This window comes from Streptomyces albus subsp. albus, assembly GCF_000725885.1.
Lineage (GTDB): Bacteria > Actinomycetota > Actinomycetes > Streptomycetales > Streptomycetaceae > Streptomyces > Streptomyces albus.
This window is the reverse complement of sequence record NZ_JODR01000038.1, coordinates 53,817-70,392: the sequence shown is the minus strand read 5'-3', so window position 1 is coordinate 70,392 and position 16,576 is coordinate 53,817. Positions and strand designations below refer to the sequence as shown.

Below are 16,576 nucleotides of genomic sequence, written 5' to 3'. Positions count from 1 at the left end.
GCCCGGCGGGTGATGGTCACCCCGCCCGCAGCCGCAGCCCTCGCGGGGTCGGGTGGAAGCCCGCGGCCTCCAGCGCGGTGCCCAGGGGGGAGGAGAGCGCGGGGGTGCCGTTGACGCGTTCGACGGTGACGGTGCCCAGTGCGCCGCGCCGCGCGGCGTCGGCCAGCGCCTCTACGGCCGCGGCCAGACGGGCCGCCCCGGCGCCGCCGCCGGCCTCGGCGGTGGGCTCACCGGCGGCGTCCGGATCGTTCGCCCACGCCAGCAGCGTCTTGCCGCCCCGCTCTACGTACAGCGTCAACTCGCCGTCGACCAGCACCACGAGCGCGCCCGCCTTGCGGCCGGGTTTGTGCGTGGCACCCGTCGGCGGGGAGGGCCAGGGCAGAGCCGCACCGTAGGCGTTCGCCGGGTCGGCCGCGGCCAGCACCAGGGCCCGCGGGCCCGCCGAACGGCCGCCGGCACGCCGCCCGTCCGCGCCGCGGCCGGGACCGCCGGGCGGGAGAGGGCCGTGGCCGCCGGACTGTCCGCCCCTGCCGTTGCCGCCGTACCCGCCGCCCGGGCCATGAACGCCGGGCGCTTCCGCACCCGCCGATCCGTAGCGTGCCTCCGCGTACGGTGCGTCCCCGTACGAGCCCGCTGTGCCGGCCTCCCGCTCGCGGGCCGTGCTGACCGCCCGGAGTCTGTCCACGGCGCCGTCCATCGCGAACTGGGCAGCGCCCAGCCCCTCCACGACGTAGCCGCGGCGGGCCTGCCCGCTCTCCTCGAACGCTGACAGCACCCGGTACGCCGCCGAGAAGCCGCCCTCCACCCCCTCGGCGGCCACGGCGCCCCGCGTCACCACACCGTGCCGGTCCAGCAGGGTGCGGGCGAGCGCGTGCGCGCGGTGGGTCGGTTCGCTCTCGGGCTCCGGCAGCAGCGACCAGCGTCCCGCCACCGTCGGCGGTGCCGCACCGGCCGGGCGGCCCGGACCGCTTCTGCGGGCCACGCCGCTGCCCGCGGCCACCGCCGCCGCCGTGAACGAGCCGTAACGCCCGCGCGGCGTGGGCCGCTTGGCTCGGTGCGCCGTCGCGCCCGCAGTGCGGCCGGACCCCAGCAGTGCCCGCAACGGTGCCAGCGTGTCGCCCGTGACCTGGCCCGACCACACCAGGTCCCACAGCGCCTCCGTCAGCTGCGGATCCGTCGCCTCCGGCAGCACCGCCCTGGCCCGCTCCGCGATCTGGCGGAAGAACAGCCCGTACCCGCCCTCCAGCGCGGTCAGCACCGCCTGGTGCACGGGCGTCAGTTCCAGCGGATGCGGTGGAGGGAGCAACAGCGGCGCCGCGTCCGCCAGATGCAGACTGATCCAGCCGTCCTTGCCGGGCAGCGCCCCCGCACCCGCCCAGACCACCTCGCCGGACGCGGTCAGCTCGTCCAGCATGGGCGGCGCGTAGTCCGCCACCCGGCCGGGCAGCACGAGCTTCTCCAGCGCGGACGCCGGTACTGGAGCGCCCTGCAACTGCTCGACGGTGCGCAGCAGTCCCTCCACACCGCGCAGGCTGTTGGTGCCCACGTGCTGCCACTGCGGCAGGAAGGCCGCCAGGGCCTGCGGGGCGACCGGCTCCAGCTCCTGCCGCAGCGCGGCCAGCGAGCGGCGCCGCAGCCGGCGCAGCACCCCCGCGTCGCACCACTCCTGGCCCACCCCTGCGGGGTGGAATTCGCCCTGCACCAGCCGTCCGCCGGCCGCCAGCCGGTGCAGGGCGCCGTCCGCGACGGCGGTGCCCAGTCCGAACCGTGCGGCGGCGTCGGCCGAGATGAACGGACCGTGCGTGCGCGCGTAGCGGGCCAGCAGATCACCCAGCGGGTCGGCGACCGGTTCGGTGAACGCCTCGGGCACCCCGACCGGCAGGGCCACCCCCAGCGCGTCCCGCAGCCGCCCGGCGTCCTCGACGGCCGCCCAGTGCTCCCGGCCCGCGATCCGCACCCGGATGGCACGACGCGCCGCCTCCAGCTCGGGCGCCCAGCCGGGCTCGGCGCCCCGCTCCGCCAGCTCCTGCGAGGTGAGCGGACCCAGCAGCCGCAGCAGATCGGCGACACCCTCCACGTCTTTCAGGCGGCGGTCCTCCGTGCGCCACTGGAGCTCGGCCTCCAGCTCGGCGAGCACCTCGGCGTCCAGCAGCTCCCGCAGTTCCGCCTGGCCCAGCAGTTCCGACAGCAGCCGCGAGTCCAGGGACAGCGCGGCGGCCCGCCGTTCGGCCAGCGGGGAGTCCCCCTCGTAGAGGTACTGGGCGACGTAGCCGAACAGCAGGGACCTGGCGAACGGCGACGGCTCGGGCGTCGTCACCTCCACCACGCGCACCCGGCGGGACTCGATGTCCCCCATCAGCTCCGCCAGTCCCGGCAGGTCGAACACGTCCTGGAGACATTCGCGGACCGCCTCCAGGACGATCGGGAAAGAGCCGAACTCGCTCGCCACCTGGAGCAGCTGGGAGGCCCGCTGCCGCTGCTGCCACAGAGGGGTGCGCTTGCCGGGGCTGCGGCGCGGCAGAAGCAGCGCACGTGAGGCGCACTCCCGGAACCGGGCCGCGAACAGCGCCGAGCCACCCACCTGGTCGGTGACGGTCTGCTCGATCTCCGCCTTGTCGAAGAGCACGTCGCCGACGCCGATCGGCGGCTGGTCCGGATCGACGGGCGGCTCCTGCGCGGGCGTGCGCGGGGCACGCGGCTCGGCGTCGAACAGGTCCAGCTCCATCAGCTCGGCGTCCGGCAGCCGCAGCACCAGACCGTCGTCGGCGTGCATGACCTGCGCGTCCATCCCGTACCGCTCCGAGAGCCGGGCGCCGATCGCCAGCGCCCACGGCGCGTGCACCTGCGCACCGAAGGGCGAGTGCACCACGACGCGCCAGTCGCCCAGCTCGTCACGGAAACGCTCGACGACGATCGTCCTGTCGTCCGGGACATGACCGGCCGCTTCACGCTGCTCGTCCAGATACGCCAGCAAATTGCCCACCGCCAGCGCGTCCATCCCGGAGGCCGCCAGCCGCGCCTCGGCCCGCTCGCGCGGCAGCGCACCGATCTCGCGCAGGAAGGCGCCCAGCGCACGGCCCAGCTCCAGCGGCCTGCCCAGCTGATCGCCCCGCCAGAACGGCAGCCGCCCCGGAACACCGGGCGCCGGAGTGACCAGGACCCGGTCGCGGGTGATGTCCTCGATCCGCCAGGACGTCGTCCCCAGGGTGAAGACATCACCCACCCGGGACTCGTAGACCATCTCCTCATCCAGCTCGCCGACCCGGCCCCCGCCCTTCTTCGGGTCGGCACCGGCCAGGAACACCCCGAACAGGCCGCGGTCCGGAATGGTGCCGCCGGAGGTGACGGCCAGCCGCTGGGCGCCCGGGCGGCCGGTCAGCGTGCCCGCGACCCGGTCCCACACCAGACGGGGCCGCAGCTCGGCGAAGGCGTCCGAGGGGTAGCGCCCGGCCAGCATGTCCAGCACCGAGGTGTAGGCCGACTCGGGGAGGGAGGAGAACGGCGCCGCCCGCCGCACCAGGGCCAGCAACTCGTCCACGTCCCAGGTGTCGACCGCCACCATGGCGACGATCTGCTGGGCCAGCACGTCCAGCGGGTTGGCGGGGATCCGCAGCGCCTCGATGGCGCCCTCGCGCATCCGTTCGGTGACGACGGCGGACTGCACCAGGTCGCCCCGGTACTTGGGGAAGACCACCCCCGCCGACACCGCGCCCACCTGGTGCCCGGCGCGGCCCACCCGCTGGAGCCCGGACGCCACCGAGGGCGGCGACTCCACCTGGATCACCAGGTCCACCGCGCCCATGTCGATGCCCAGCTCGAGACTGGAGGTCGCCACCACAGCGGGCAGCCGGCCCGCCTTGAGGTCCTCCTCGACCTGGGCGCGCTGCTCCTTCGACACGGAGCCGTGATGTGCGCGGGCGAGCAGCGGCGGCGCACCAGCGACCGCGCCAGCGTTGCCCATCAGCTCGGCCGGGGAGTGGTCCTCGGGCATCGGCTCGCCCGTCGCGCGCTCATAGGCGATCTCATTCAGCCTGTTGCACAGCCGCTCGGCCAGCCGGCGCGAATTGGCGAAGACGATGGTGGAGCGGTGCTCCTGGATCAGGTCGGTGATCCGCTCCTCCACCGACGGCCAGATCGACGGTCTGCCGCCACCGCCCGGCCCGCCCGAGCCCGGCCCGCCGGCGTCCTGCGCCGGGGACGTTCCCAGCTCGCCCATGTCCTCCACGGGCACCACGACCGACAGCTCGAACCGTTTGCCCGCGGGCGGCTGCACGACCGTCGCGTTCCGGCGCGGCGACAGGAACCGGGCCACCTCCTCCACCGGCCGCACCGTCGCCGACAGGCCGATGCGCCGAGCGGGCCGCTCCAGCAGCTGGTCCAGACGCTCCAGGGACAGCGCCAGATGCGCGCCGCGCTTGGTGCCCGCCACGGCGTGCACTTCGTCCAGGATCACCGTTTCCACTCCCGAGAGCGCGTCCCGCGCCCCCGAGGTCAGCATCAGGAACAGCGATTCGGGCGTGGTGATCAGGATGTCCGGCGGGCGGCGCGCCAGCGACCGGCGTTCCGCGGCGGGGGTGTCACCGGAGCGGATGCCGACCCTGATCTCGGGTTCGGGCAGGCCCAGCCGCAGCGTTTCCTGGCGGATACCGGTGAGCGGGCTGCGCAGGTTCCGCTCCACGTCCACGGCCAGCGCCTTCAGCGGGGACACGTACAGCACCCGGCAGCGCTTGAGCGGGTCGGCGGGCGGCGGGGTGGAGGCCAGTGCGTCCAGGGACGCCAGGAACGCGGCCAGCGTCTTGCCGGACCCGGTCGGTGCCACGACCAGGGCGTCCGATTCCGCGGCCAGGGCGCGCCAGGCCCCCTCCTGCGCGGCAGTGGGCTCGCGGAAAGCGCCCGTGAACCACGCACGGGTCGCCGGTGAGAAGGCGTCCAGCGCCGATGTCCGACCCATGCCCCCATCGTGCAGCACGGCACTGACAACGGCGGCCGGGCCGCCCGACGACCCCGGGCCGCCGGCCGGTGATCCGCCGCCGCGCCCGGCTCGCCACGCGGAGTGACAATGTGGCCATGACGGACGACGAGAGCGCGCACTACTGGCGGTCGCCGAAGCTGCCCGGCATCGACCTGTTGCGCGCCCGCTACATCCGCAAGACGTTCGCCCGGCACACGCACGAGACGTACGTCATCGCCGCGATCACCGAGGGCGTCGAGGCCTTCCACCACGGCGGGAGCGTGCACCGGGTGGGCGTCGGCGGACTCGCCCTGATCAACCCGGACACCACGCACACCGGACACGCCGGGATCCCCGAGGGCTGGCGCTACCAGGTGCTCTATCCGGACGCCGGGCTGGTGGCCAGGATCGCCGCGGAGACCACCACCATCCGGGGCACCCCCGGCTTCGCCGTCCCCGCTGTGCACGACCCTGTCTCCGCCCGGCACGTCCTCGCGGTCCACCGGGCGCTGGAGGAGGGCAACGCGCTGGCCGCCGACACCCACCTGCACGCGGCCGTCGCCCGGCTGCTGCGGTCGCACGGCGGCCCGCTGCCCGAACGGTCCGCCCGCACGGCCGCGGCCCGTACAGCCCAGCGGGCCCGCGTCCTGCTGGAGGAGCGGATGACCGACCCGCCTTCCCTGGAGGGCCTCGCCGCCGAACTGGGCACCAGTTCGTTCGCGCTGCTGCGGGCCTTCCGGCGGCTGCACGGAATGCCGCCCCACGCCTGGCTGACCGACGCACGGGTGCACCGGGCGCGTGCGCTGCTGGACTCCGGCCTGCCGCCCGCACAGGCCGCCACCGCTGTCGGCTTCACCGACCAGGCCCACCTGACGCGTCACTTCGGCCGGATCGTCGGAGTCCCACCGGGCGCCTATCAGCGCGGACGCGCAAGAACGTACAAGACCGGGGGACCAGCGCCTTCCTAGCGTGACGGCGTGCCACAGCAGAGAGAAACCAGCGACACGATCGACCAGCCCTGCATAGCCCCCGCGCAACACGGTGCGGACGCATCGGGAAGCCCGCAGTCCGGACCGTCCGACCGCGCCGTCGTACGCGACGCCCTGGGCGTCGGTATCGCCGTCGGGCTGTCCGGTTTCGCCTTCGGCGTGACCGCCGCGGGAGCAGGGATCAGCCTCGCCCAGACCTGTGCCCTCAGCCTCTTCGTCTTCACCGGAGCCTCCCAGTTCGCCCTGGTCGGCGCCCTGGCCGCCGGAGGCGGCCCGCTCACGGCGGCAGCCGGCGCCTTCTTCCTGGGCATCCGGAACGCCTTCTACGGACTGCGGCTCTCCGCCCTCCTCGGACTGCGCCCCGGAGTACGGTTCGCAGCGGCGCACTGGGTGATCGACGAGACCACCGCTGTCGCCCTCGCGCAGCACGGCCGACGTGCCGTCCGGCTCGGCTTCACCGTGACGGGGGCGACCCTCTTCGTCCTGTGGAACCTCACCACCCTGCTGGGTGCGCTCGGCGCGGAAGCCCTCGGCGACACGGACGCCTGGGGCCTGGACGCCGCCGGGCCTGCCGTCTTCCTGGCCCTGCTGGCGCCCATGCTGCGCAGCGGTGCGGAACGCGCCACCGCCGGGCTCGCCGCCGTCGCGGGGCTGGGGCTCCTCCCGGTGCTCCCCGCGGGAGTTCCCGTTCTGGTGGCCGCGCTCGCCGCGCCCCTCGTCCTGCTGGTGCACACCCGGCTGCTGCCGGGGAAGCGGACGGCGGCGGACGGGACAGCCCCGGAGGAGTCCACTCCCGAGGGAACGACTCCTGGCGGAAGAGGACCGGACGGACCGGAGAGCGGCGAGGCGCACGAGACCGGCAACGCGGACGATGCCGCGAGGGCCGAAGGCACCGTGAGGGCGCGGGAGCCGCGGACAGCGGAGGAGACCGGAACGGCGAAAGAGGACGACCGATGAGCGTGTGGATCGCCATAGGGGCCACTGCCCTCGGCTGCTACCTGGTGAAACTCCTCGGCCTCTCGGTGCCCGCCGGAGCCCTGGAGCACCCGTGGGCCAAGCGGCTGGCCGCGCTGCTGCCGGTGGCGCTGCTCGCCGCTCTGACCGCGCAGCAGACATTCGCCGAGCAGACCGTACTGGTCCTCGACGCGCGGGCCGCCGGACTCGGCGCCGCCGCGCTCGCCCTGGTACTGCGCGCACCGTTCCTCGTCGTCGTCGCCGCGGCAGTGCTGGTCACGGCCGGAGTACGGGCCATGGCCTAGCGAAGGGCGGGGCCGGCGTCCGTCCGGAGCGCCGGCTCCGCCCCGGCCCGGTGTCAGAGCCTGCCGTAGGCACGCAGGGTGTGCAGCGCCTCCAGAGTGACCAGCGGCCGGCCCTCCAGCGCGGTGCCGGGCGCCCACCTGCGCCAGTTGATGTCCCACCCGCCGTCCTCCTGCTGGCGGGACACCAGATGGTCGAGACCCCTGTCCAGCTCGGCGTCGGAGAACCAACGGCGTGCCAGCGAGTCGGGAGTGCGGGCGAAATCGGTCACATAGTGGTGCTCACCCGGTGCGTACCCCTGGGGCACCGGGGCGTCGTCGGCGCGGCCCGGGTCGGTCACCACGAGCCGCTGCTCGCGCACCAGGGTGCCCAGCCGGCTCGCGGCGGCCTCGGCCCGTGGACGGTCGGGCACGCCGTCCAGGAAGACCAGCGCGGCCATCACCTCGTAGGGATGGGTCGCGCCCAGGTTCTCGATGGTCTGCCAGCAGTAGTCGGTCGCACGGAAGAGCCAGGCGTGCCAGACGCCGTTGCGGTGCAGGGTGCCAACGACCGGCCCGGTCGCCAGCAGGTCGCTGGGCGGCGGGTCCACCACCGGGATCCAGGGGGCTGCCGGATAGCCGCGCAGCGAGGGATGCACGGCGGGCAGGGCACCGTCGGGTGTGGAGACCGCCGTCAGGTACCGGCCGATACGTTCCACCCGTTGTCCCGCGCACCGGCCGATACCGTCCAGCACCCGGATCGCCGCCGCCGTGTGCAGCGGCTGGCTCACCGGACCCCGCAGATCGGGCTCCAGCGCGTGGCCGTACCCCCCGTCCGGATTGCGGTAGGCGTCCAGCGCCGTCTCGACCGTGCTCGGGTCGCCGTCCAGGAAGTCGTGCTCGAAGCGTCGCTGTTCCAGTACGCGCGCTGTCAGCCAGATGAAGCTCTCCGCACGGGAGAGAACCGAACCACAGGGAGCCATTCTCCGACCGTAGGCCCGCACGGCCGCCCGGTCACGGCTGTGGCGGGGAGCCAACCCTCCAGGCGGGATACTGGAGGCATGCGGTTGACGGACTTCTGGCAGCGGATGGCGGACCACTTCGGCGCGGCGTACGCGGACTCGTTCGCGCACGACTTCGTCATGTCCGGACTCGGCGGCCGGACCGTGCACGAGGCGCTCGCCGCCGGCTGGGACGCCAAGGACGTGTGGCGCGTGGTGTGCGAGGTGATGGACGTACCCGCCGAGAAGAGGTGAGTCGTTTACCGGCGGGACTGCCCGGCGGCGCGAAACTTGCCCGGTGGGCGCAGCACACGACGATCAGGGCGGGACGGGGGAGGACGGCACCGGCCCGGCGAACGACCGCCCTCCGCGGGCCGCGGGGGAGGGTCCGGGCGGGGACCGCGGCGGTTCCGGACTGACACGCTCCCCCGGTGATGCCCTGCCGGCCGCCGGTCCGTCCGGCGGCCCTGCGGGCCACGACCGTGGTGACCGGGCGGCGGCCATGCCGGGCTGGCTGCCACGGGCCTTCGCGCTGGCGCTGGCCCTCGTCGGCGCCTACCAACTCCTCAGCTGGGCGTTCCTGGGCCTGCTGCTGAACGTCCCGATCGCGTTCTTCCTGGCGCTGGCCATGGAACCCGCCGTCGCCGGTCTGGCCCGCCGGGGGATGCGCCGCGGAGCGGCCACGGCGCTGGTCTCGCTGGTCCTGCTGCTGGCCGCGGCCGGGTTCTTCTACGCCCTCGGCTCGCTCTTCGCCGAGCAGGTCAGCCGGCTCGCCGAGAACTTCCCCCGGTACGTGACGGAGGTCGTGCGCTGGAGCAACCAGCACTTCCACACCGACCTGGACGTCGACGAGCTGCGCACCGGGTTCGTGCACTCGGACTGGGTGCGCGGTTATCTGCGCCACGGGGCCCAGAACGTGTGGGGTGCCTCCGCGACGGTGCTGGGCGGCGTCTTCCAGCTGCTGACGGTGGCCCTGTTCACGTTCTACTTCGCGGCCGACGGGCCCCGGCTGCGGCTCGCGTTGTGCTCGGTGCTCCCGCCGGCCCGCCAGGCCGAGGTGCTGCGCGCCTGGGAGATCGCGGTCACCAAGACCGGGGGTACATCTACTCGCGGGCGCTGATGGCGCTCGTCTCGGCCGTCGCGCACTACGTCTTCCTGGTGCTCATGGACATTCCCTACGCCGCCGCGCTCGGGGTGTGGGTGGGGGTGGTCTCGCAGTTCGTGCCGACGGTCGGCACCTACATCGCGGGGGCGCTGCCGCTGCTGATCGCGTTCACCGTGGATCCGTGGTCCGCTTTGTGGGTTCTGGTGTTCATCGTCCTGTATCAACAATTTGAGAATTATGTCCTGCAACCGCGCATCACCGCCCGGACCGTGGACATCCATCCGGCGGTCGCTTTCGGCACGGTGATCGCGGGGACCGCCTTGTTCGGTGCGGTGGGCGCGCTGGTCGCCATCCCCGCCACGGCGACGCTCCAGGGGTTCCTCAGCGCGTACGTGAAGCGGTACGACGTACCACGTGCGGAGGGGGCCGGAGGCGGGGCGCCCGGTGGCGGCGAACCGGGACGCGGGGAGGCGGGAGACGGGGGGCCGGAGGGGGGTTCCCGGGGTGGGGCAGGGCGACGGAAGGGGTTCTTGCGGCGGTCGCGGCGCCACCGGTAGCCAGGGCTTCCCGTCCAGACCACGGCTGTGACCTGGGGTTTCTCCGGTTATCCACAGGTGGGCGGTGCGACTTGACGCAAAAATCGAACATCGATTCTTATGGAGGCTCCGGTGAGCACGCCCGCTCAGGCCCTGACCGGCCGGTGGAGCGCGGCCCGGACCGATTGTCAGTGGCAGGCGCTAGCGTCGTGAGACGTGAAGCGATCGACTCAAGCAAACCGGGTGGCACCCATGGCAGGAACCGACCGCGAGAAGGCGCTCGACGCCGCTCTCGCACAGATTGAACGGCAATTCGGCAAGGGCGCCGTGATGCGCATGGGCGAGCGGCCGAACGAGCCGGTCGAGGTCATCCCCACCGGGTCGACCGCACTGGACGTGGCGCTCGGCGTCGGCGGCCTCCCGCGCGGCCGGGTGGTCGAGGTCTACGGCCCCGAGTCCTCCGGTAAGACGACTCTGACCCTGCACGCGGTGGCCAACGCCCAGAAGGCCGGCGGCACGGTCGCCTTCGTGGACGCCGAGCACGCGCTGGACCCCGAGTACGCCAAGCGCCTCGGCGTGGACACCGACGCGCTGATCCTCTCCCAGCCGGACAACGGCGAGCAGGCCCTCGAAATCACCGACATGCTGATCCGCTCGGGCGCGCTCGACCTGATCATCGTCGACTCGGTCGCCGCGCTGGTGCCCCGGGCCGAGATCGAGGGCGAGATGGGCGACTCCCACGTCGGCCTCCAGGCCCGGCTGATGAGCCAGGCCCTGCGGAAGATCGCCGGTGCGCTCAACCAGGCCAAGACCACCGCGATCTTCATCAACCAGCTCCGTGAGAAGGTCGGCGTGATGTTCGGCTCCCCGGAGACCACGACCGGTGGCCGCGCACTGAAGTTCTACGCCTCGGTGCGGCTCGACATCCGCCGCATCGAGACCTTGAAGGACGGCACCGAGGCAGTCGGCAACCGCACCCGCGTCAAGGTCGTCAAGAACAAGGTCGCCCCGCCCTTCAAGCAGGCCGAGTTCGACATCCTCTACGGCCAGGGCATCAGCCGTGAGGGCGGTCTGATCGACATGGGCGTCGAGCACGGCTTCATCCGCAAGTCCGGCGCCTGGTACACCTACGAGGGCGACCAGCTCGGCCAGGGCAAGGAGAACGCCCGCAACTTCCTGCGGGACAACCCCGACCTGGCCAACGAGATCGAGAAGAAGATCAAGGAGAAGCTGGGCATCGGGGTACAGCCCCAGGAGCCCTCGGGGGAGCCCGGTGCGGACGCGGCCGGCAGCGCTGCCCCCGCAAGCGCCGAGCCGGCGGCGGACGGGGCGGAGACCGCCGCGGCCAAGACCGTCCCGGCCCCGGCCGCCAAGGCGGCGAAGACGGCCAAGGCGACCAAGACCGCCGCGGCCAAGAGCTAGTCCGTGACGCGGCGCAGCGACTGGCCGGAGTACACCCCGCCGGCCCCCTCGCCCCCCGCAGCCCGGGACGGCGAGGTGCGGCCGGACTTCCTCCAGGACAGCGATGGCTCCGCCCCGTCGAGGGCCGGAGCGGGGCCATCGCGTGCGAGATCCGGGAGCCAGGAACCGCAGGATCCGGTGGAGCGGGCCCGAGCCAGCTGCCTGCGGCTGCTGACCGGGACCCCCCGCACCCGCAGGCAGCTGGCGGACGCCCTCCGCAAGCGGGAGGTGCCCGAGGAGGCGGCCGAAGAGGTGCTGGCGCGCTTCGAGGACGTCGGTCTCATCGACGACTCCGCGTTCGCCGCCGCCTGGGTGGAGTCCCGGCACCACAGCCGCGGCCTGGCCCGGCGCGCCCTGGCCCGGGAGCTGCGCACCAAGGGCGTGGACTCCACGGTGATCGACCAGGCCATGGACCAGCTCGACGCGGACCAGGAGGAAGAGACCGCCCGCGCGCTGGTGGCCCGCAAGCTGCGTGCCACCAGAGGGCTGGAGCGCGACAAACGGCTCCGCCGTCTCGCCGGCATGCTGGCCCGCAAGGGCTATCCGGAAGGGCTGGCCCTCCGTGTGGTCCGCCAGGCACTGGAGGAGGAGGGCGAGGACCCCGGGGCGTTGGAGGAGCACTTCCCGGGGATATGAGCCACGCGGAGCCGGCGGCCCCGACGGACCCGGCGGCGCCCTGGGGAGTGAGCGCCGCGGTGGGTCAGCCCTCCTGCCCGGAGCCGTCCCCCGGCGGGAGGTCGGCCCCTCCGCGCAGCGCCTCCGCCCAGGCGCGCAGCGCGTCGGCGCGGCCGGCCGGCAGGGCCGCGGCGAGGTGACCGTCGGCGCGGACGACCAGCACGGTGTGGGCCGCCGCACCGGGATAGTCCTCGGCGACCAGCAATGTGGCGCGCAGCGGCAGCCTCTCCACGTTCGCGGCGAGTTCGGGCATCATGCCCGCCGTCAGCCAGTGCCGGCTGTCCCACACGGCGGTGCCCGGTGCCACCAGGACCACCAGCAGCTCTCCGCCCGTGCCGCCGAGCCAGTCGCGGAGGGTGCCGCGTGTCCCGTCCGCGGCGGTGACCGGTACGTCGTCCACGGGCGCACCCGGCGGTGTGCGGACCGGTACCTGGAGGGCGCTGCCGCGCGGCGGCGCCAGGGGCGTGCCGGCGTAGGTGGGGGGCGCGCCCAGCAGGCCGTGCCCCAGATGGCCGTCGGTCAGCAGCCCGAGGTGGGCGCGGGCTCCTCCGCCGGTCAGCAGGGAACGCAGTCCGCCGCTCTTCCGCACCGTCGGCAGGGCCTGGTCCACAGCGCGGAGCCGGGCGGCGACAGCGCTGCGGCGTTCCGCCTCATAGCTGTCGAGCAGGGCTCGGGCGGCGCCGTCGTGTCCGTCGTGCCAGGCGACGGCGAGTTTCCAGGCGAGGTTGGCCACGTCCCGCAGGCCCTCGTCGACGGACTGCACACCCAGCGCCCCGGTCAGATGTGCGGCGTCCCCGGCGAGGAAGGCCCGGTCCACACGCCAGTGCCGGGCCAGCCGCTGGTGTGCCGTATGGACGCCGGTGTCCACGAGCTCGTACGCGCCGATACCGCCGGGGGACTCCTCGGCCCCGCGCCTCCGGGACCGGCCGCGCGGTGTACCGGCGTCCTTGTGCCCCGCTGCCTCGCGGCTGCCTCCGGCGCCGACGCGGAGGGTGTGGGCCTCCTCGGACCAGACGGCGAGGGTGTCGGCCACCCGTTCCAGCATCTCTTCCGGGGTCACGAGGTCGCCCCGGGGGGTGAGCAGCCAGTCGAGCCGCCACAGTCCGGCCGTCAGGGGGCGGGCCGTCACCTCGCCGGGAGTGCCGCCCGGGTCCCGGTGCAGCAGCGCGCCGCCCACGCTGCCCGGCTCCCACACGCCGTCCGGTCCCCACTCACCCTCTTCCCAGGGCAGCCGGACCCGCAGGGCGGCGACGGCGTGCCGTTCGACGGCGGTGCGGCCGGGGAAGCGCACCCCGAGCAGTTTGCGGACCATGGAGCGGGCACCGTCGCAGCCGACCGCGTAGCTGCCGCGCCACCAGGTGCCGGACGGCCCGCGGGTGTGTGCGGTGACGCCGCGCGGGTCCTGTTCGAGGAGGTCGACGGGGCTGTCCGTGACGACATGGACGAGTTTCTCGTCGGCCAGCGCCGCGCGCAGGGCCCGCTCCAGGGCGTGCTGTTCGACATGGAGCGGGGCGTGTTCAGGGGGCAGATCGATCTCTTCGACCGGCTGCGTGCGCCGCCGGGTGCGCCAGGAGCGCCAGCGCAGTCCGGGCAGCGGCGGCAGCAGCGCCGCGGTGTCCGCCCGCAGGACGCAGGTGCGGGCGGCCCGGGGCTGCGGGTGGCCGTCTGTCGCGTCGAGGACGAGCGACGGCACGGAGTGCCGGGCCAGGGCGAGGGAGAGCGCCAGTCCGACGGGGCCTGCCCCGACGACGATCACCGGGTCCACAGCGTGGCGACCTCACACCCCTGCCGGCGGGGACGGGGGAAGGGTTCTTCTGACGGTGGAGCCTGGTGCGCGATCACTCTGGTATGCAACCCACTGCCTGAGCGGTCGTCAAGTGACGCCCGTTCAGGGCCGGACACGTCTCGGTGGGGGACCCCGGGGCCGGACATGCCGCAGGCGGCGGCCCGTTGCCGGGCCGCCGCCTGCGAGGGGGGAGGGGGATGGTCATTCTTTGCGGATGTCCGCGGTGCCCGCCGGGGCGGCTGCGGCCAGGTCGGCGGTGCCGGCGGCGGCCACCTCCTTGAGCTCCTTGGCACCGGCGGCGGGGGTGATGCCCGCCTTCGACTTACGGCCGCGCTGCTCGATCCAGTTCGCCAGCCAGGCCAGGGCCAGACACAGCGCGATGTAGATGGCGCCGAAGACGATGACCGTCTGGACGATCGGGTAGACACCGCCCACCGGGGTGTTGTTGGCGATCAGCCGGGCCGAGTACAGCAGCTCGGGGTAGAGCACCATGAAGCCCAGCGAGGTGTCCTTGAGGGTGACCACCAGCTGGCTGATGATGGTCGGCAGCATCGACCGGACGGCCTGCGGGAAGAGGATCGAGGCGTTCACCTGCGTCTTGCGCAGACCGAGCGCGTAGGCGGCCTCGGCCTGCCCCTTGGGGACGGCATTGATGCCGGCGCGCAGCACCTCGGCCTGGACGCACCCGTTGTAGACGGTCAGGCCCACGACGAGCGCCCACATCGGCGTGAAGTCGCCGACGATGCCCACCCACAGCGCGTAGATGGTGATGAGCAGCGGGATGGAGCGGAACAGGTCGATGAAGACCGTGGCCACCCAGCGGATCGGCTTGTGGTCCGAGAGCCGGGCCACGCACAGGATGACGGCGAACACCAGCGAGAGAACGCCGGCCATCGCGAACACCTTCAGGGTGGACAGCAGCGCGTCCAGGATGTTCTCCCGGATGCCCGCGTAGTTGAAGATGTCCCACAGTTCGCCGGCGAACTGTCCCTTGTCGTTGAGGCGGATGCCGATCCAGAAGAACAGCCCGAGGAAGGCGAGGGTGCCGACGACGGACAGGATGAGGTTGCGGGCGCGGGCCCTCGGGCCGGGCGCGTCGAACAGGACGCTCGCACTCATCGGGCGACCTCCAGACGGTTCTCCAGCAGCCGGAAGAGGCCGTTGATGGCGTAGGTGATCACGAGATAACCGATGGTGATCCACAGGAAGATCCAGGCGATCTCGTACCCGTCGTTGCTCAGCGTCTTCTGCACGTTGAACAGGTCGACGTTGTCGAACGCGCCGGCGATCGCGGTGTTCTTCGTCAGCGCGATGAAGATGCTGCTGAGCGGCGGTACGACGGTCCGGGTGGCCTGGGGGAGCACCACGATCCGCATGGTCTGCGTGAAGGTCATGCCGATGGCGCGGGCGGCCTCGGCCTGCCCCATGGGCACGGTGTTGATGCCGGAGCGGACGGCTTCGGCGACGAAGGCCGAGGTGTAGAAGCCGCAGGCGCACACGGCGAGGAGGAAGGAGTTGACGCCGGGGAAGAGCACCTTGGGGACGACGAAGAACGCCACGAGGAACAGCAGCGTCAGCGGGGTGTTCCGCAGCAGCGTCACCCACAGCGTGCCGAAGATCCGCAACGGTGGCACCGGGGAGACCCGGAAACCGGCTATCACGACGCCGAGGACGAGGGCGAGGACGGCGCTGACAGCGGTCAGGTAGAGAGTGCCGAGGAATCCCTCGCGGAACAGCGCCAGGTTGTCGAGCAGTACGTTCATGAATTCTCCGCGAGGAGTCGCGTAGGGGGCGGCAGCAGAAGCGGCCGGGAGGCTGGGTCGCAACAGTGCGCCCCGCCCCGCGCGGCATCGGGGACAGTGCCGGGGAGCGGGGCGCGGGACGTCACTTCTCGGTCAGCTGCGGAGGCGTCTTGAACTTCGAGCCGGACTTGCCGATGGTGGCCTCGAACGCCTTCTTGTAGTCGCCGTTGTCCTGGTGCGCCTTGATGGCGTCGGCGACGGCCTTCTGGAGGGCGTCGTCACCCTTCTTCATGCCGACGCCGTAGGGCTCGTCGGAGAAGGGCTTGCCGACGACCTTGAGCTTGCCGGGGTTCTGCGCGGCGTAGCCCATCAGGATCGCGTCGTCGGTGGTGACGGCGTCCACCTGGCCGTCGAGAACCTGTGAGACGCACTCGGAGTACTTGCTCAGCTCGGTGACCTTGGCGCCGTACTTCGGCTGCTTGATGACCTGCAGCGGCGTCGAACCGACGATGGAGCAGACCTTCTTGCCCTTGACGGTCTCCGGGCCGGTGACGGCCTTCTCGTCCTTGCGGACGAGCAGCGAGGCGCCGGCGTGGTAGTACGGGCCGGCGAAGTCGATCTGCTTCTTGCGCTCGTCGTTGATCGTGTAGGTGCCGATCATCAGGTCCACGTCACCCTTGGCGACAGCCGTCTCACGGGCGCCGGAGTCGACCGTCTTCCACTCGATCTGCTTGGCGGAGAAGCCCAGGTCGGCGGCGATCATCTTGGCGATCTCGATGTCGAAGCCGGAGTACTTCTTGGTCGACTGGTCCTGGAAGCCCAGGTAGGGCTGGTCGGCCTTCGCGCCGATGACGATCTTGCCGCGCTTGTGGGCCCGCTCCCAGACGGGGGAGTCAACCTTGGCGTCCTTGGCGATGTCGTAGGTCGGCAGTGCCTTCTCGTCCGTCTGGTCCTTCGGCTTGTCGCCCGCAGAACCCTCCTTGCCACCGCAGGCGGCGGTGGCGGCGAGCGCCAGCACGGCGGCTGCCGCGGCGGCGGTCTTGTGGAACCTCATAGTGAACATCCCTTGCTTGAACAGTCGTGGCCCAGTGCGCT

The 16,576-nt window shown here is 72.8% G+C and carries 12 protein-coding genes and 1 pseudogene; 7 read left to right on the top strand and 6 right to left on the bottom strand.

Annotated elements, in window-relative coordinates:
- Window positions 1–16: 16 nt before the first annotated feature.
- The gene (locus tag IO40_RS0130825; RefSeq protein ID WP_016470213.1) at window positions 17–4,951 is read right to left on the bottom strand and encodes an Lhr family ATP-dependent helicase; all 4,935 of its coding nucleotides are present in this window, start codon (window positions 4,949–4,951) and stop codon (window positions 17–19) included.
- 116 nt (window positions 4,952–5,067) lie between these two features.
- Here IO40_RS0130825 and IO40_RS0130820 point away from each other — a divergent pair, with 116 nt between their 5' ends.
- The 3 genes from IO40_RS0130820 to IO40_RS0130810 are packed head-to-tail and all read left to right on the top strand — an operon-like array spanning window position 5,068 to window position 7,199.
- Window positions 5,068–5,919: an AraC family transcriptional regulator gene (locus tag IO40_RS0130820; RefSeq protein WP_030409338.1), complete on the top strand. Its 852-nt coding sequence runs from the start codon at window positions 5,068–5,070 to the stop codon at window positions 5,917–5,919.
- A gap of 54 nt (window positions 5,920–5,973) precedes the next feature.
- Window positions 5,974–6,897: an AzlC family ABC transporter permease gene (locus tag IO40_RS0130815; RefSeq protein ID WP_167344780.1), complete on the top strand. Its 924-nt coding sequence runs from the start codon at window positions 5,974–5,976 to the stop codon at window positions 6,895–6,897.
- Window positions 6,894–7,199, top strand: coding sequence for an AzlD domain-containing protein (locus IO40_RS0130810; protein ID WP_016470216.1), 306 nt, complete (start codon window positions 6,894–6,896; stop codon window positions 7,197–7,199). The genes IO40_RS0130815 and IO40_RS0130810 overlap by 4 nt, the downstream gene beginning before the upstream one ends.
- A 53-nt stretch (window positions 7,200–7,252) precedes the next feature.
- Here IO40_RS0130810 and IO40_RS0130805 read toward each other — a convergent pair whose 3' ends face one another.
- Window positions 7,253–8,158, bottom strand: a complete 906-nt coding sequence (locus tag IO40_RS0130805; RefSeq protein ID WP_016470217.1) for a hypothetical protein — start codon at window positions 8,156–8,158, stop codon at window positions 7,253–7,255.
- Between the two features lie 78 nt (window positions 8,159–8,236).
- Between IO40_RS0130805 and IO40_RS0130800 the strand changes: the two genes are divergently transcribed.
- The 4 genes and pseudogenes from IO40_RS0130800 to recX all read left to right on the top strand — a co-directional run bounded on the left by IO40_RS0130800 (window position 8,237) and on the right by recX (window position 11,914).
- Window positions 8,237–8,431, top strand: a complete 195-nt coding sequence (locus tag IO40_RS0130800) for a DUF3046 domain-containing protein (RefSeq protein WP_016470218.1) — start codon at window positions 8,237–8,239, stop codon at window positions 8,429–8,431.
- A gap of 247 nt (window positions 8,432–8,678) precedes the next feature.
- A pseudogene (locus IO40_RS34335) lies at window positions 8,679–9,838 on the top strand (AI-2E family transporter).
- Window positions 9,839–10,069: 231 nt separating this feature from the next.
- Window positions 10,070–11,239, top strand: a complete 1,170-nt coding sequence (gene recA / locus IO40_RS0130790) for a recombinase RecA (protein WP_016470221.1) — start codon at window positions 10,070–10,072, stop codon at window positions 11,237–11,239.
- 3 nt (window positions 11,240–11,242) lie between these two features.
- Entirely contained in the window at window positions 11,243–11,914 is a 672-nt protein-coding gene (recX, locus tag IO40_RS0130785; protein WP_016470222.1) for a recombination regulator RecX, read from the top strand.
- A gap of 64 nt (window positions 11,915–11,978) precedes the next feature.
- Here the strand turns inward: recX and IO40_RS0130780 are convergent, their stop codons facing one another.
- From IO40_RS0130780 to IO40_RS0130765, 4 genes are all read right to left on the bottom strand, one after another.
- Window positions 11,979–13,718, bottom strand: a complete 1,740-nt coding sequence (locus IO40_RS0130780) for an FAD-dependent monooxygenase (RefSeq protein ID WP_016470223.1) — start codon at window positions 13,716–13,718, stop codon at window positions 11,979–11,981.
- Between the two features lie 222 nt (window positions 13,719–13,940).
- The gene (locus IO40_RS0130775) at window positions 13,941–14,858 is read right to left on the bottom strand and encodes an amino acid ABC transporter permease (RefSeq protein ID WP_016470224.1); all 918 of its coding nucleotides are present in this window, start codon (window positions 14,856–14,858) and stop codon (window positions 13,941–13,943) included.
- A complete protein-coding gene (locus IO40_RS0130770; RefSeq protein ID WP_016470225.1) occupies window positions 14,855–15,502 on the bottom strand; it encodes an amino acid ABC transporter permease in 648 nt (215 codons plus the stop codon). The genes IO40_RS0130775 and IO40_RS0130770 overlap by 4 nt, the downstream gene beginning before the upstream one ends.
- A 121-nt stretch (window positions 15,503–15,623) precedes the next feature.
- A complete protein-coding gene (locus tag IO40_RS0130765; protein ID WP_016470226.1) occupies window positions 15,624–16,535 on the bottom strand; it encodes a glutamate ABC transporter substrate-binding protein in 912 nt (303 codons plus the stop codon).
- Window positions 16,536–16,576 lie beyond the last annotated feature (41 nt).

Coding starts and splice junctions, on each gene's coding strand:
- IO40_RS0130805 (WP_016470217.1), bottom strand. CDS start 8,158: ATGGCTCCCTGTGGTTCGGTTCTCTCCCGTGCGGAGAGCTTCATCTGG.
- IO40_RS0130810 (WP_016470216.1), top strand. CDS start 6,894: ATGAGCGTGTGGATCGCCATAGGGGCCACTGCCCTCGGCTGCTACCTG.
- IO40_RS0130770 (WP_016470225.1), bottom strand. CDS start 15,502: ATGAACGTACTGCTCGACAACCTGGCGCTGTTCCGCGAGGGATTCCTC.
- IO40_RS0130820 (WP_030409338.1), top strand. CDS start 5,068: ATGACGGACGACGAGAGCGCGCACTACTGGCGGTCGCCGAAGCTGCCC.
- recA (WP_016470221.1), top strand. CDS start 10,070: ATGGCAGGAACCGACCGCGAGAAGGCGCTCGACGCCGCTCTCGCACAG.
- IO40_RS0130765 (WP_016470226.1), bottom strand. CDS start 16,535: ATGAGGTTCCACAAGACCGCCGCCGCGGCAGCCGCCGTGCTGGCGCTC.
- IO40_RS0130800 (WP_016470218.1), top strand. CDS start 8,237: ATGCGGTTGACGGACTTCTGGCAGCGGATGGCGGACCACTTCGGCGCG.
- IO40_RS0130825 (WP_016470213.1), bottom strand. CDS start 4,951: ATGGGTCGGACATCGGCGCTGGACGCCTTCTCACCGGCGACCCGTGCG.
- IO40_RS0130775 (WP_016470224.1), bottom strand. CDS start 14,858: ATGAGTGCGAGCGTCCTGTTCGACGCGCCCGGCCCGAGGGCCCGCGCC.